The following is a 14649-nucleotide window of genomic DNA, read 5'->3' on the forward strand; positions in this document are numbered from 1 at the left end:
GGTGCGCGTCATGCGTTTGTTGATCATTTGTCGATCGGGGCAGCTGACCATGCCCGCATGACAGATCCGGTCGACCTCTCCAGCATCGCGTTCTGGAGCCGGTCGCCGCGCGAGCGGGACCGGAGCCTGGCGATCCTGCGCCGCGACCGTCCGGTCAGCCGGCAGCGGCCCCTGGAGGATCCGGTGCTGCCCGGCGCGGCCGGCGGCGGCTACTGGGCGGTCGTCGGGCACGCCGAGGTGGTCGCGGTCAGCCGGGACCCGCAGACGTACTCGTCGGATGCCCGGCACGGCGGGGTGACCATGGAGGCGTTGCCGCCCGCTCTGGCCCGCGCCACCCAGTCGATCATCGCGATGGACGCGCCGGAGCACGCCCTGCTGCGCCGGCTGGTGTCGTCGGCGTTCACGCCGCGCCGGATGACCGAGATGGACGGTGCGATCCGCCGGGCGGCCCGCGACATCGTGGCGGGGGCCGGGGCCAAGGAGGAGTTCGACTTCGTCGCCGACGTGGCCGAGCCACTGCCGATCTGGGCGATCTGCGAGATCCTCGGCCTGGACGAGCCGGACCGCACGTGGATCCTGCCGCACGCGAACGCGATGACCGGCTGCCGCGACCCGGAGTACGGCGGCGCCGACCCGATCGGGGCGCTGCGCGACGGCCTCGTCGCGTTCGGCGCGCTGACCGCCGAGCTGATCGACGACCGGCGACGGCACCCGGGCGAGGATCTGATCAGCGCGCTGGCCGAGGCCGAGGTGGACGGCGAGCGGCTGACCGACGACGAGATCGCCGCGTTCGTCATCCTGCTGGTCATCGCGGGCAACGAGACCACCCGGCACGCGATCGCGCACGGCGTCAAGGCGCTGCGCGACACCCCGGAGCAGTGGGCCGCGGTCGCCGCCGACCCGGAACGGCACCGGGAGGGCACGGTCGAGGAGATGGTCCGCTGGGCGACTCCGATCATGACGTTCCGCCGGACCGTGACCCGGCCGGCGCTGCTCGGCGGGCATCAGGTCGCGCCGGGCGAGAGCGTGGTGCTGTTCTACGAGTCGGCCAACCGGGACGAGACGGTGTTCACCGACCCGTGGCGGTTCGACATCGGGCGGCGACCGAATCGGCACATCGCGTTCGGTGGTGGCGGGCCGCACTTCTGCCTGGGTGCGCTGATGGCCCGCAAACAGATCGGGCACCTGGTCGCCGAGGTGGTGCGGCAGATGCCGGCCCTGGAGCTGGCCGAGCCCCGCTACGTGATCGGCAACTTCATCAACGCCATCGGCGTGATGCCGGCCAGAAGTGGAGCCCTCGCTTGACCACCCACGTGGTGACCGGCGCGACCGGCCTGGTCGGCGCCGCCCTGGTCCTGGAGCTGCTGACCCGCACCGACGCGACCGTGATCTGCCTGGTGCGCCCGGGCCGGTCCAGCGCTACCGAGCGGCTGACGACCGCCCTGACCGCGGCCGCCCGCGCCTACGGCCGGGAAGAGACGAACGTGGACGAGCAGATCTGCCGGGCCGTACCGGCGGACCTGACCCAGGACCGCTGCGGCGTGGACCCCGCGGAGATCGGCCCGGTCGACGAGTTCTGGCACTGCGCCGCCGACCTGCGCTACGAGGACCGCCACCGCGACCTGCTCTTCGCCACCAACGTCGACGGCACCCGGCACGCACACGACCTGGCCCTCGCAACCGGCGCCACGGTCTTCAACTACGTCAGCACCGCCTATGTCGCCGGCCGCCGCACCGGGCTGCTGCGCGAGGAACCGGCCCCGGCCGGGCTGGGCAACAACCACTACGAGGAGAGCAAGACCGCCGCCGAGCACCTGCTCGCCGCGACGACCGGGCCGGTGATCCGGGTGCTGCGGCCCAGCATCGTGATCGGGCACAGCCGCACCATGGCGGTCGCCGGCGGCCGCACCGGGCTCTACACGATCCACCGCCGGGTCCACCAGCTCGACCGGATGCTCACCCTGCTCGGCGACGCCGAGGGCCGGGGCCGCCCGCTGCGGATCCGTGCCGAGGCGGACAGCCCGATCAACGTGGTGCCGGTCGACCTGGTCGCGGCGGACGCGGTCGCGCTGAGCACCGCCGGCGCGCCGGCCGGCACCTATCACCTGGCCCATCCCGCGCCGATGCGGCTGCGCCCCGGGCTGGACCTGATGTTCGCGATGTCCGGGCTGGCCGCGCCGCTGCTGGTCGGCGACGACGACGGGTTCACCCAGATCGATCGCGAGTTCGACCGGCGGCTGGACTTCCACCGTTCGTACATGAGCGGGCAGAAGGTGTTCGACCAGAGCGCCCTGCGCGCGGTGCTGCCGGACGCCGCCCTGCTGTCCTGGACGATCGACGCGCCCACGCTGGAGCGCGTGTTCGGCTGGCACCTCGATCAGCTCTCGGCCACGGCGTCGGTGCGGGCAGCCGTGCGGTGAGCGCGATTGTCCGTACCCTCAATGGGGTCTTGATCTTGAAGCCGTTGTTGTCGGCGACCTTGCGGATCTCGGTCTGCCGGCACGGCGCGCCCGGACCGTCGCCGGTCGTCGTGGCCGCCAACCACGCCAGCCACCTGGACACCCCGCTGATCCTGCAGGCACTGCCGGGCGGACCGCGCCGCACCGCGGTCGGCGCGGCCGCGGACTACTTCTACGCCTCCCGGTTGCGGTCCGCCGGGGTCCGGCTTCTTTTCAACACCTTTCCGGTACGACGACCCGCGCGCCCCACCGGCCCCCGCGCAGCCCACGGCGACCGCGCGGACGCCGACCGGCTGCTGACCGCCGGCTGGAACCTGCTGCTGTTCCCGGAGGGCACCCGCAGCCGCGACGGTCTGCTCGGCGACTTCCGCCGGGGTGCCGCCGCGCTCTGCCTGCGCCACGGCGTCCCGTGCCTGCCGGTCGGCGTGACCGGAACTCATCACGCCATGCCCCGCGGGCGCCGCTGGCCGCGCCCCGGCCGCCCACCCGTCGTCGTGCACCTCGGCGCCCCGCTGACCCCGGCGCCGGCCGAGGACGCGCAGGCGTTCACCGGCCGGGTCGCCGCCGCGGTCCGCGCCCTGATCGCCTGCCCCCTGGGAGAGCAACAGTGAGCCGTGAACACATGAAGTGGTGGGGCTGGGGCCGCGCGGACACCGCGTTCCACCACGACGACAAGCCGGCGCTGCGCCCGCTGCTGCTCGACCGCCTCGGCGTCGACATCGACATCCCGGCCGCCGCCCCGCCGGATGTCGCCGACCTGCACATCGCGCCGCCGCGCCGGCCCGAACCGCTGACCTCCGCGCTCGCCGCGGCGACCCGGCTGTCCGACGACCCCGTCGAGCGGCTGGTGCACGGCACCGGCAAGTCGCTGCGTGAACTCGTCGACCTGCGCGCCGGTCGTCTCGGCCGACTCCCGGACCTGGTCGTGCACCCGGGCGACGAGGCCGAGACCGCCGCGGTGCTGCGGCTGGCCCTCGACCACGACGCGGTGGTCATCCCGTTCGGCGGCGGCAGCAACATCTCCGGCAGCCTGCGCCCGCCCGACGACGAACAACGCCCGGTGATCTCGATCGACCTGGACCGGATGAACCGGGTCACCTCGATCGACACCGAGTCGGGCCTGGCCGTGATCGAGGCCGGCGCGCTCGGCCCGGAGCTGGAGGAGCAGCTCAACGCGGCCGGCTGGACCCTCGGGCACTTCCCGGACAGCTTCAAGCACTCCACCCTCGGCGGCTGGATCGCCACCCGGTCCTCCGGCATGCAGTCCGACACCTACGGCGACATCGCCGCCATGGTCCTCGCCGTCCGCGTGGTGACACCGCACGGCCTGCTCGAGACCCGCCCGCTGCCGGGCACCTCGACCGGCCCGTCGGTGCTGCAGATGATCCTCGGCAGCGAGGGCCGGCTCGGCGTGATCACCGAGGCCACTGTCCGGATCCGCCCACTGCCGCAGCGCCGGGTGGTGCTCGGCTACCTCTACCCGAGCTGGGAGGCCGGCCTGCGCGCCACCGCGGCGATCACCCGCGGCGAGGCCCGGCCGGCTTTCGTCCGCCTCGCGGACGCCGAGGAAACCACGTTCTCACTGTCGCTGCGCACCGGCGGGCCCGGCCTGGCCGAGAAACTGCTTGATGGGTACGTCCGGAAAGTCCGTCGGCAGGACCCGGCGCAGGTGTGTCTCGGCCTGGTCGGGTTCGAGGGCACCCCGGCCGCGGTCCGGCGCGACCAGCGTCTGGTGGCGAGCGCGGTCAAGGCGGCCGGCGGGTTCCCGATCGGCGCGGGCGCCGGCGCGGTCTACGACCGGAAGAAGTTCGACACCCCGTACATCCGCGACTTCCTGCTGTCGCGCGGCGTGCACGCCGACGTCTCGGAGACCGGCGCCCCCTGGTCCCGGCTGCCCGGCCTGTATGCGGAGGTGATGACCGCGTTCCACGCCGGCCTGGCGGCATCCGGGGCACGTGGCTCGGTGATGTGCCACCTCTCGCACACCGACCCGGTCGGCGCGTGCCTCTACTTCACGTTCGCGGTGGTGCCCGCCGAGGACGGCGACCTGCACGACTACGACGTGGTCAAGTCCGCGGTCCAGCAGGCGTTCGTCGACGGCGGCGGCACCCTGTCCCACCACCACGCGGTCGGCACCGAACACGCCCGCTGGTTGTCCGAGGATGTGTCGCCGGCGGGGGCGGGGCTGATCGGCGCGCTGTTCGCGGGCATCGACCCGGCGGCCCAGCTCAACCCAGGCAAGATCGTCCCGTGAGCGCCCGTCTCCTGGATGGATAATGATCAGCCCACGCGGGTTGACGTTTCCCCAGGAAATCGGCACCGGAGGACCAGCCACCCATGACGTCGGAGCGCACGCGGCCGAACTGGCCGGTTCAGATATCGATCGTCAGTGCGGTCCTGGCGGTGTCGCTCGTGGTCCTCACGCTTGCCGGCCTCACCAGTGGTCTCTTCGGATGGCATCCCGGGACACCGGCCGCGCAGGGGGCGCGGGCGGTGAACCTGCCGGCGACGGTGGGGGCGCCGGGTGTCCGCAGTGCCGACGAGACGAAACATCCGGTGGCCACGGCTGCCGTCCTGATCAGCGGCAACACGTGGTTCGCGGACGGCTCCGGCTGGTACGGCGCGGTGATCAGCGCGGACTCGGGGGAGTACCGGGTGTTCGTCAACAACGCCGGGGCCGCCGGGTTCGGGGCCGTGCTGTCGCCGGACGGCCGCCGCCTGGCCTCCGGTGACGGGATCCTCGACATCGCGACCGGCCGGTGGACGGCGTACCCGCAGGCCTGGCAGGACCGGGAACTCGCGGCGCAGGCCTGGTCGCCGGACGGTGCCCGGCTCGCCGTGACCAGCCGCGTGCCCGGCGGCGACGGGCACTACCCGTCAACGGCGAACGGGTCGGCCACCATGCTGAACCTGCTCGACGTCGGCAGCGGCACGATCACCGAGGTCGCGGGTCTCCCGGACGCCGCGGCGCTGGACGGCTGGACGGTCGCGTTCTCACCGGACGGCACGCGTCTGGCGTACCAGGCTTCCGGCCAGGTCCGCATCGTCACCGTCGCCGGCGGTCGGAGCACCGCCGTCCCGGTGCCGGACGGTGCGCGGCTGGCGGGCAAGGGCAGCTGGACCCGCGACGGGCAGGGGCTGCTCGTGGTGTCGGGCGAACACTGCTCCTCCTGCGGCGACTACCCGATGCGCTGGACCGTGACGACCCTCGCGGCGACGACCGGGGCAGCCGTGGGGCCGCGGTATCAGGTCGACGGGGCGTACGCGGTGCGGGTGCTCGGCTGGTGGCCCTCCGGCCGGCCGGTGGCTGTCGCGTACGCGCCCACCGACGACGCCGCCACGACCCTGTTCGACGACGAGCCGGGCCGCTACCAGCTGATCAGCATGGACAAGGTGGATTCCGCCCGGCTGCTGGAGCTTTCCCCGGGGGCCGGCCATCACCAGCTGAGCTCGGTCGGCACCGAGGCTATCGACGTGGCCGACAACGTGCTGGCCGCGGGCAAGGTCGGGACGGCCGCGACGCCGGCGACCACTGTCGACAGCATCGCCGGCGGCCTGCTCACCGCCGCGGCGCTCGCGGCCTGGACTGCGCTGTTGTCCGGCGGTTTCGCCCTCTGGCGGCGGCGCTTCCGCCGTCCGGCGCCGTAGGCCTCATGAGGATCGTCGACCGGCTCGGGCCGGTGGGAAACCGCACAGCACTTCGGCTGAGGTAGCCTCCACTGCCGCAGCGATGGATCAACTGCAATGCGGGCCGGAAGCTGCTGTACACGTTGGACCGCCCTAGGCGGCGGTCCATAGTCGGAGGACTCATGCCGCCAACATCCTATGTGGTTGTGGACATCACCTGGCAACCCGAGAAGGCGGATCATCGAACGGCTGTTCGCGCGGCCCTGATAACGCCGGCCCGCAAGGTCGCCTGGATCATTCTGGTCAGCTTCATGGGTCTGCTGCTGGCCATCATGCTCCTGGTCGCGCTGACCACCGGCGATTTTCACGTGGGCTACCGAGCACTGGCAGCAATGGCCGCGGGCGTGTTGGGACCCTTCGTGCTACCTGCTCTCCTGGTAGAAATGGCCTGGCGATCGAGCCCGGCTGTACGACAACCCGCCCGGGCACGAGTCGATCCCCATGTGGGCATCACTTTCACTCAAGGCGGCACCTCGACTCTGCACACGTGGGCCGCGATCGGACGCATCCGCGAGACGGACACGCTCTTCCTGGTCGGACTGGCCGCCCACAAAGGCATCAACATCCCGCTGCCCAAGCGCGGTCTGACCAGCCCGGCGCAGGTGGAATACCTGCGCTACCTGTTCCAGAACTTCCTGGCCCGCAACTGACCAGCAGAAAATCCTGGAGTGCCCTGGGTTCGCTCTACCATTTCCGGCTCGACTTGGAACGCGGTGGGCCTTGGAGCCAAATCTGGAGAACAAGAGGGCCGACACACGCCGCCTCGGCCCGGCCGCCGGTCAGCCGCCCGTCCTCGTGCGGCTGCCCTTCCACATCCAGAATCACCGCGGTCGCAACATCTTCCGCATACCGCAGCCCACGCTGATCGCGGCTACATATCTACTGGTGGCACGACCGCGGCCCGGCCAGGCTCGGTCGAGGTGGCCGGTGGGATCGCTCGCATTGCGGCCATGTGAGTGCACCCGGAATGCCCACGATGACAGAAGTATCTGCGAGGATCATGGGTCGTGGGGATCGTTAAGGACGTGCATGATGCCGCCGACTGGGTAGCTGCGGCGCTGGTTGCATCCGGTTACAGAGCTGATTTCTCCCCACCATCGCTGTGGGAGATCGAGCGATTCTTCGAGACGGAAGCACCGGGCGGCCGCCCGCGAACCGGCGGCCTACTCGCCGACGATCTTGGCACGCGCATCTTTGCTGTCGGCGCCTACCTCGGCGAGGTCATACGCCGACAGGTCGGCGGCGATTGGTCAGGAGACGATTCCGATCCGTCGGCTGAAGTGCATGCCACGCTCACTTTGCCCAACGGCGCAGTTGTCTGGCCTGTTCAGCGCGTCATGAAGCGCTTTTCCAACGGATCTGAAGACAGCACGGTTGTATATGGCATGGCCTTGGGACTAGAGGTAGGACCTGCCCCAAAACGCCCACGGCGATGGTTCCGGCGCTAGTTTCCGGCTGGCTACTGTGCACTCTGGTCGGCAGATGAGGTCGGCGGGAGCGGGATTATGGACGCTGCTGGGAGCTGTGTTTGTCTGCTACGGCGTCACGACAATTCGGCTGCATCCTGCCGCACGGATCGTCGGACGCAGGGGTCGAGGCGCGGCGCGCAGTGCCGCCTCCACCCGGCGGTTGTTGGTCATGGTGGTCGTGGGCGGGGACGATCGCCTGCCGCAGGGAGGGCGCGAGCACCATGGTCGCGCCCATGCCCGCCCCGCAGACCGCGAGCGCAACCCCAGCGACGTATGGATTTGGGGCGGCCGCCAACCCGAGAATGGCGAACCCTTCGACCGCAGGCGTGCAGGTCAGCGCGGTCCCGGTCCCGAGTCGCCGACCGAGGGCGGAGGCGATGCCCGCGCCTGGACCGCCCCGTCTGACGCGACGACCACGAGATGTTCGACCGGCATTGCCGGCGCGTTCATCGCGGTGGAGCGGCGCTTATCGCGGTCCGGCAATGATCAGGATCCGGCAATGTCGCGTGAACGCTGGGGGAGCACGATTCATGACCGCAGCGATCGCGACACAAGCGCGTCGGCCTTCCCCGAGCCGGCGGATCGGCCGGGCGGCCCGGACGGTCTGGATCATGGCCGTCATGGTGCCGCTGACCGGGATGCTCGGCGCGTGGCTGGGCTGGCAGCATGCCGCTGCCCTGCCGGCCGAGGCCGAGATGCTCGCGATCGTCGAGGTGCTGACACCCGGGGACCCGCCCGCGAAGCTCGAACGGCGTGACCACATCGCCGGTCTGATCTACGCGGTGGACGAGGAGAACCCCCGCTTCATCTCCGGCGCCGACGACTACGGCGCCGGCTACGTCGAAGCCGACTTCTACGTGGGCATCACCCAGCTGGGACCGCTGGCGCACCGGATCGAGGCAGCCGGCTGGCGGACCAGCCTGGTGCGCGCCACCGAACTGGACGGCACCGCCGGCCAGGAGTTCACCGCGGCGCGCGGTGACTGGCGATTGCTGGTGCAGTCGGGCAACCGGAATCAGAAAGCCATGGCCTACGTCGAACGCTCCGAGCCGCCGGCGGCGCTGGTGCTGTCCGTGGTGTTCGCGGTCCTCGGCGCCGGGCTCGGCCGGGTGCTGTCGCGCGGGGCCCGCCGCGGCCTCGGCCTGTCCGGCACGTTGGCCTTCCTCCTGCTGACCGTCAACAGCATCCTGGCCGGCACCGCGCTGGTCACCGACCTCGTGAGCACCACCGGCACCGGCCTGTTCCCGCTGCCCTGGGAGTATTCCGCGACGGTGCTGGTCCGCCCGCTCACCCTGACCGGCCTGCTGTTTCTGATCATCTGGCTGTGCCGGCTGGTTGTCAGGGGTGTCTCCGGGTCTCCGAGGCACCCCTGACAACCAGCCGGGGAGCGGGACGCGCGTCGCGGCCGCAACCCGGGGTGGCGTCGCGTGAGATCACCACGGGGCGTGGGCCGGGAGGCCTGCGGGCGGTCGCTCGCTGGTCGTACCGAAGAAGGGTTGAACCGCAAGCGGATCGCCTCGCCGGTCCTCTCAGGTGCAGCCGGGGTGCGCCGATCGAGGGGCCATGTTTCTGCAGCCAGGAGTGTCAGCGGGTGTTCCCGGGCGGATGGAGATCCTGCACGCCACCGGGCTGCTGGACGCCGGGCCGGTGGCCGCGCTCGACCGGCTGACCCGGCTCGCCCGGCGGCTGGTCGGTGCGAGTGTGGCGGCCGTGTCGCTGGTCGGCGACGAGTGGCAGCGGTCGGTCAGCGCGCACGGGACCGGCGGCGCGCTGGAGGGGGAGCGGACCACGCCGCTGTCGCACTCCTACTGCCGGTACGTCGTGCAGGACGACGCCCCGCTGATCGTGGCCGACGCCCGGCTGGACCCGCGGCTGCGCGACAGCCCGGCGATCGAGGCGCACCAGGCCGTCGCGTACGCCGGGTTCCCGCTGCGGTCCCCGGACGGCGCGGTGCTCGGCGCGTTCTGCGTGGTCGACAGCGAGCGCCGGGACTGGACCGCCGACGAGCTCAGCACGGTCAGCGACCTGGCCGGGGCCGCCGAGTCGGAGATCTCGCTGCGGCTGGCCTACGCACGGGAGCTGGCCACCGCCGAGCGGGACCGCCAGCACCAGCTCGTCGACGACCAGAACGCGTTCCTGCAGACGGTGCTGGACAGCCTCGAGGCCGGGGTGGCCGCCTGCGACAGCGCCGGCGGGCTCACCCTGTTCAACCGGGCGATGCGCGAGCTGGTCGGCGACCCGCCGGACGGGCTGGTCGGCCGCGAGCGCGCCCGGCACTACCAGATCTACACCCCGGACGGCCGTGAGCTGATCGACGAGCTGCCGCTGACCCGGGCCCTGGCCGGTGAGACCGTCCGCGGTCAGCAGCTGCTGATCAAGCAGCCGGCCGGATGGCGGCGGCTGGTCTCCAACGCGCGGCCGATCGAGACCGCGGCCGGGCACCGGCTCGGCGCGGTCGTGGCGGTCCACGACATCACCGAGGCCTACCGCGCCGAGCAGCTGCGCCGGGCCCGGCACGCGGTCGCGCAGGTGCTCTCCGAGGCCACCAACGCCACCGCCGCCGCCGTGCAGGCGGTCGCCGCGATCACCGACTCGCTGGGCTGGGCGCACGGCGAATACTGGAAGGTCACCCCGGACCGCAAGCACATCGAACGGCACAGCGCCCATTTCTCCGGTGACCATGCCACGCTCACCGGGGATCGGCCGCTGAGCTACGTGCTCGGCGAAGGGCTGCCCGGGCTGGTCTGGTCCCGCAACGGCGAGGTGTGGTGGAACACCGGGACCACCCCCGACGACCTGGTCGCCTCCGGCCGGGCGCTGCCCGAGGCCGGCATCCGGGTCGCGGTCGGCGTGCCGGTGCGCTCCGGCCGCCGTACGCTCGGCGTCCTCGCTTTTTACACCGACCAGGATTTACCGTACGACTCGGACACCGTCGGCATGCTCGACGCCGTCGCCGCGCACCTGGGCCGCTTCGTGGAACGGCGCTGGGCCGAGGACATGTCGCTGATGCTCGCCGAGGCCCGGCGCAGCTTCAACCGGGTGGTGGAGCAGGTCGACGACTACGTGTGGACGGTCGAGGCGGTCGCCGGCGAGCCGGTGCGGCTGGTCTACGGCAGCCCGAACGTCACCGCCGTGCTCGGCCACGGCGCCCCGGTCACGTCCGGCCCGCCGATGACCGACCGGATCCACCCCGACGACGCCGGCATCCTGGCGCGGTTCCGGTCGGATCTCGCCGGCGGCGGACAGGCCGAGATGGAGTGCCGGATCATCGGCTACGACGGCCAGTCCCGGTGGATCTGGACGCGGGCCAAGGCGCGCTCGGAGAACGACCGGCGCTTCGTCGACGGGATCAGCACCAACGTCGACGACCGGCGCGAACTCGCCGAGCAGCGTGAACTGCTGCTCGAGGAGGAACGCCGGCAGGTCGAGCAGCTGCGCGAACTGGACCGGATGAAGGACGAGCTCGCCGCCCTGGTCATCCACGAGCTGCGCAACCCGGTCGGGGTGATCCGCGGGTTCAGCGAGATGCTCGTCGACAGCACCTCGCTGACCGGTGCCGAGCGCCGGCACGCCACCGTCATCGAACGCACCACGCTGCACCTGCAGACCCTCGTCGACGACCTGCTCGACCTGGCCCGGCTGAACGCCGGGCACCTGACCATCGACTCGCGCCCGATCGCCGCGGCCCGGCTGCTGCGCGAGGTGCTCGAGACCCACACGCCCAGCGCGGTGGTCAAACGGCTCAGGCTCGTCGACCGGGTCACGGACGAGCTCACCGTGCACGCCGACGGCGGGCGGCTGCGTCAGGCCCTGGACAACCTGCTCTCCAACGCGATCAAGTACACGCCCGACGGTGGCGTGGTCACGGTGGCCGCGCGGCAGGACGGCGACCGGATCGTGATCGAGGTCAGCGACACCGGGATCGGCATCCCGGCCGAGCAGTACCCGCACCTGTTCAGCCGGTTCTTCCGGGCGAGCAATGCCACCGAGGCCGGCATCAAGGGCACCGGCCTGGGCCTGGCGGTCACCAAGGCGATCGTCGACGGGCACGGCGGCGCGATCTCGGCGGGCCCGGGCGCCGACGGCGGCACCACGTTCGCGATCTGGCTGCCGAGCGGCCCGCCCGCGGACTGACCGCGCGGGGTCACGGCACCGCGGCCAGGGTGCAGCGCACCTGCTGGTTCAGCCGGATCCGGCCGTCGGCGCCGCGGGCCTGCTCGAGGTGCCGGCCGGCGGCGGCTCTGACCGTGTCGCGGGCGTCGTCCGGGATGGCGTCCCACATCGCCCGCTGCCCGTGTGACCGGCTGAACGCATACCACTCGTCCACGTCGGCGAAGGTCACCGCCAGGTCGGAGGACACCGTCCGTACGCCGGTGTATCCCGCGGCGCCGACCAGCTCCTCGACGCCGGCGTCGGTGCTGAACGGGCCGGCGGCGCCGGTCGTGCGGGCGTCGAGCATGCCGGCCGGGAGGTACGGCCGGAACGTCGCGTCGACCGCGTCCCACACCTGATCGCGGGGTCCGAACGTCGAGATCGCGAGACGGCCGCCCGGCGTGAGGAGTCCCCGCCAGGCGGTCAGCGCCGCCAGCGGATCCGGCAGGAAGAACACCACCAGGGAGGACACCACGAGGTCGTACCCGGCTGCCGGCAACGAGGGCGCCGAGGCGTCCATGAGCTGGATGTCGACGGTGGTCAGGCCGAGCGCGGCGATGTCGGCCCGGCACGCCTCGACCATTCCCGGTGACAGGTCGACGCCCGTGACGTGTCCGTCGGCGCCGACCGCCTCGGCCGCGGCGATCGTCGCGGCGCCCCGCCCGCACCCGGCGTCGAGGACCCGCTCGCCGCGCGCGGGCGCCGCGAGAGCCACCAACCGCTGGGCGATCGGCGTGAACCAGGGGACGCCCACGGTGTCGTAGACGTCCGCGACCCGGTCGAACACCGCTGCCACTCGCGCGCTTCTCGCTGCCTGCTCCGCCGGGTCCACACCGGTGAGTCTGGTGCGCCGGGCGGGCCGGCGGCAACAGCCGGACCGGCAGGTCAGCCCGCCGATCATCGGTCGCACCGCGGCTGGACGGGGGTGGGCACAATCGCGGCATGGCGAAACCCGATGTGCTGTCGCGAGTGGACGCCGACCTCGGCCGTGGCGACACCCGGCTGGCCGCGCGGCGACTGGCCGGCCTGCACGGAGACCATCCCGGCCACCCCGCCGGCCGTCGAACGGGTCCGGCCGGCACCCGTCGCTCCCGCGTCGGATGCCGGCTGGCCGGTCGTCGAGATGCTCAGCGTGTTCATGCTGTTCGGCACCGTGGCCGCGTTCGCCGGCACACTCCTCTACGAGATCGTGCTCTCGATCTATCACGCCTTCAGCCGGTGACCCGCACCGACGGAAACGGCGGCGTCAGTACCTGAACGCGGCCACGATGGTGGTCAGCTCGTTCGACATCCGGGACAGTTCGGCGGTGGCGTGCCGGGTGACGGCGACGCCCTCGCTGGTGGCGTGAGCCGCGTCGGCCACGCCGGTGATGGTGCGCGAGATCTGGCTGGTGCCGCCGGCCGCCTCGCTGACGCTGCGGTTCATCTCGGCGGTGGTCGCGGTCTGCTCCTCGACCGCCGAGGCGATGGTGGTCTGGAAGTCACTGATCCGCGTGATCACCTCGGTGATCATCTCGATGGCGGAGACCGCGCCGCCGGTGTCGGCCTGGATCGCCTCGACCCGCTGGGAGATCTCCTCGGTGGCCTTCGCGGTCTCCTGGGCCAGGTCCTTGACCTCGGCGGCGACCACGGCGAAGCCCTTGCCCGCGTCGCCGGCCCGGGCCGCCTCGATGGTGGCGTTCAGGGCGAGCAGGTTGGTCTGCGCGGCGATCGCCGTGATCACCTTGATCACGTTGCCGATCTCGGCCGACGACGCGCCGAGCTGGTTGACCGTGATCGAGGTGGCGGTGGCCGCGGCGACCGCCTCCTGCGCGACCCGGGCCGCCTCGGCCGCGTTCTGCGAGATCTCCCGGATCGCGGCGGCCATCTCCTCGCCGCCGGCCGACACGGTGTCGACGCTGGCCGACACCTCGTGGGCCGCGTCGGCGACCGTCTGCGCCTGGTGCGACGTCTGCTCGGCCGAGCCGGCGATCTTCTCGGCGTTCTCCGAGATCTCCTCGGTGGCCTGTGCCAGCGAGACCGCGGAACTGTTGATGGTGGCGACGGTCTGGCGCAGCCGGCCGACGGCCATGTCGAGTTCACGGCCCATCCGGCCGGGCTCGTCGAGCGTGGTCAGCCCGGCGGTGTGGGTCAGGTCGCCCTCGGCGAGCGCCTTGCAGACCTCCTCGACCCGGGCCAGCGACCGCACGATGCCCCGGGACACCCACAGCGCGGCGACCGCGGCGGCGAGCAGGCCGCCGATCAGCAGCGCGATGGCCAGTGTCCGGTCGTGCTCATAGGCGGTCCGCGCGGCAGCGGCGTCCGCGGCCGCGTCCTTGGCCTCCGCGTCGATCAGCGCCGCGATGTTCGTGGTGACCTTGTCCATGATCGGCACGACGTCGCCGGCGCGGATCTTGTCGTAGGCGGCGTTGTCGTGCGCCAGCCCGGCCGGGATCAGTTTCGTCCGGACCACCCCGGTGTACTGCGCCCACAGCGCCTCGAGCTCGTCGACCACGGCGCCCTGCCCGGCCGAGCTGGCCGTGCGGTAGGCCTCCAGTGCGGTCGTGAACGCCGTGGCCTGCTCGTCGAACGCGGTGCTCAGCTTGGCGGCGGCGGCGGTGTCGAGCGACAGCGCCAGGTTCGCGGCGTCCAGCCGGGCGGTGGTGACGGCATTGCGGACGTCGCCGATGCCGGCCACGGCCCGCACGTTGCTGCTGTACAGCTTGTCGGCGGTCGCACTCGTCTCGGCCAGCGCCGACAGGCCGGTGACCCCGATCGACAGGGCGATCACCCCGGCCAGGCCGACCGTACTGAGGATCTTGACGCCGGTGGGCAGGTCGCCGAAACCGCGCCGCGAGGGGCGTGCGCCGTCGTAGCTGTCGATGGTCATGTTCGGGCCTCTT

General features: G+C 72.1%; 12 protein-coding genes. 10 read left to right on the top strand and 2 right to left on the bottom strand.

Features of this window, described 5'->3' with window-relative positions:
- Positions 1 to 57: 57 nt before the first annotated feature.
- The 9 genes from ADL15_RS56690 to ADL15_RS40105 all read left to right on the top strand — a co-directional run bounded on the left by ADL15_RS56690 (position 58) and on the right by ADL15_RS40105 (position 11749).
- Positions 58 to 1305 (top strand): cytochrome P450, encoded by a 1248-nt coding sequence (locus ADL15_RS56690; RefSeq protein WP_067703164.1) that lies wholly within the window; start codon positions 58 to 60, stop codon positions 1303 to 1305.
- Entirely contained in the window at positions 1302 to 2420 is a 1119-nt protein-coding gene (locus ADL15_RS40075) for an SDR family oxidoreductase (RefSeq protein WP_067703166.1), read from the top strand. Before ADL15_RS56690 ends, ADL15_RS40075 begins: the two co-directional genes overlap by 4 nt.
- 29 nt (positions 2421 to 2449) lie before the next feature.
- Positions 2450 to 3070, top strand: coding sequence for a lysophospholipid acyltransferase family protein (locus tag ADL15_RS40080; protein WP_198171213.1), 621 nt, complete (start codon positions 2450 to 2452; stop codon positions 3068 to 3070).
- Entirely contained in the window at positions 3067 to 4713 is a 1647-nt protein-coding gene (locus ADL15_RS40085; RefSeq protein WP_198171214.1) for an FAD-binding oxidoreductase, read from the top strand. Before ADL15_RS40080 ends, ADL15_RS40085 begins: the two co-directional genes overlap by 4 nt.
- 149 nt (positions 4714 to 4862) lie before the next feature.
- Positions 4863 to 6107: a PD40 domain-containing protein gene (locus tag ADL15_RS40090; protein WP_198171215.1), complete on the top strand. Its 1245-nt coding sequence runs from the start codon at positions 4863 to 4865 to the stop codon at positions 6105 to 6107.
- A 185-nt stretch (positions 6108 to 6292) separates the two neighbouring features.
- Positions 6293 to 6796, top strand: coding sequence for a YcxB family protein (locus tag ADL15_RS52140; RefSeq protein ID WP_198171216.1), 504 nt, complete (start codon positions 6293 to 6295; stop codon positions 6794 to 6796).
- A 357-nt stretch (positions 6797 to 7153) separates the two neighbouring features.
- Positions 7154 to 7594, top strand: a complete 441-nt coding sequence (locus tag ADL15_RS53580) for a hypothetical protein (protein ID WP_157441900.1) — start codon at positions 7154 to 7156, stop codon at positions 7592 to 7594.
- Between the two features lie 632 nt (positions 7595 to 8226).
- Complete coding sequence (locus tag ADL15_RS40100; protein WP_157441901.1) at positions 8227 to 8988, top strand: hypothetical protein; 762 nt, start codon at positions 8227 to 8229, stop codon at positions 8986 to 8988.
- Between the two features lie 190 nt (positions 8989 to 9178).
- Positions 9179 to 11749: a sensor histidine kinase gene (locus ADL15_RS40105; RefSeq protein ID WP_083972361.1), complete on the top strand. Its 2571-nt coding sequence runs from the start codon at positions 9179 to 9181 to the stop codon at positions 11747 to 11749.
- Positions 11750 to 11759: 10 nt separating this feature from the next.
- Here the strand turns inward: ADL15_RS40105 and ADL15_RS40110 are convergent, their stop codons facing one another.
- Positions 11760 to 12668, bottom strand: coding sequence for a class I SAM-dependent methyltransferase (locus ADL15_RS40110; RefSeq protein ID WP_083972363.1), 909 nt, complete (start codon positions 12666 to 12668; stop codon positions 11760 to 11762).
- A 54-nt stretch (positions 12669 to 12722) separates the two neighbouring features.
- On the opposite strand from ADL15_RS40110, the gene ADL15_RS40115 reads away from it, so the two are divergent.
- Entirely contained in the window at positions 12723 to 12989 is a 267-nt protein-coding gene (locus ADL15_RS40115; protein WP_157441902.1) for a hypothetical protein, read from the top strand.
- A gap of 24 nt (positions 12990 to 13013) precedes the next feature.
- Here ADL15_RS40115 and ADL15_RS40120 read toward each other — a convergent pair whose 3' ends face one another.
- Positions 13014 to 14636 carry a methyl-accepting chemotaxis protein gene (locus tag ADL15_RS40120; protein ID WP_067703194.1) on the bottom strand — a complete coding sequence of 541 codons (1623 nt, stop codon included), beginning with the start codon at positions 14634 to 14636 and terminating at the stop codon, positions 13014 to 13016.
- Positions 14637 to 14649: the final 13 nt, after the last annotated feature.

The organism is Actinoplanes awajinensis subsp. mycoplanecinus, assembly GCF_001509495.1.
Lineage (GTDB): Bacteria > Actinomycetota > Actinomycetes > Mycobacteriales > Micromonosporaceae > Actinoplanes > Actinoplanes palleronii.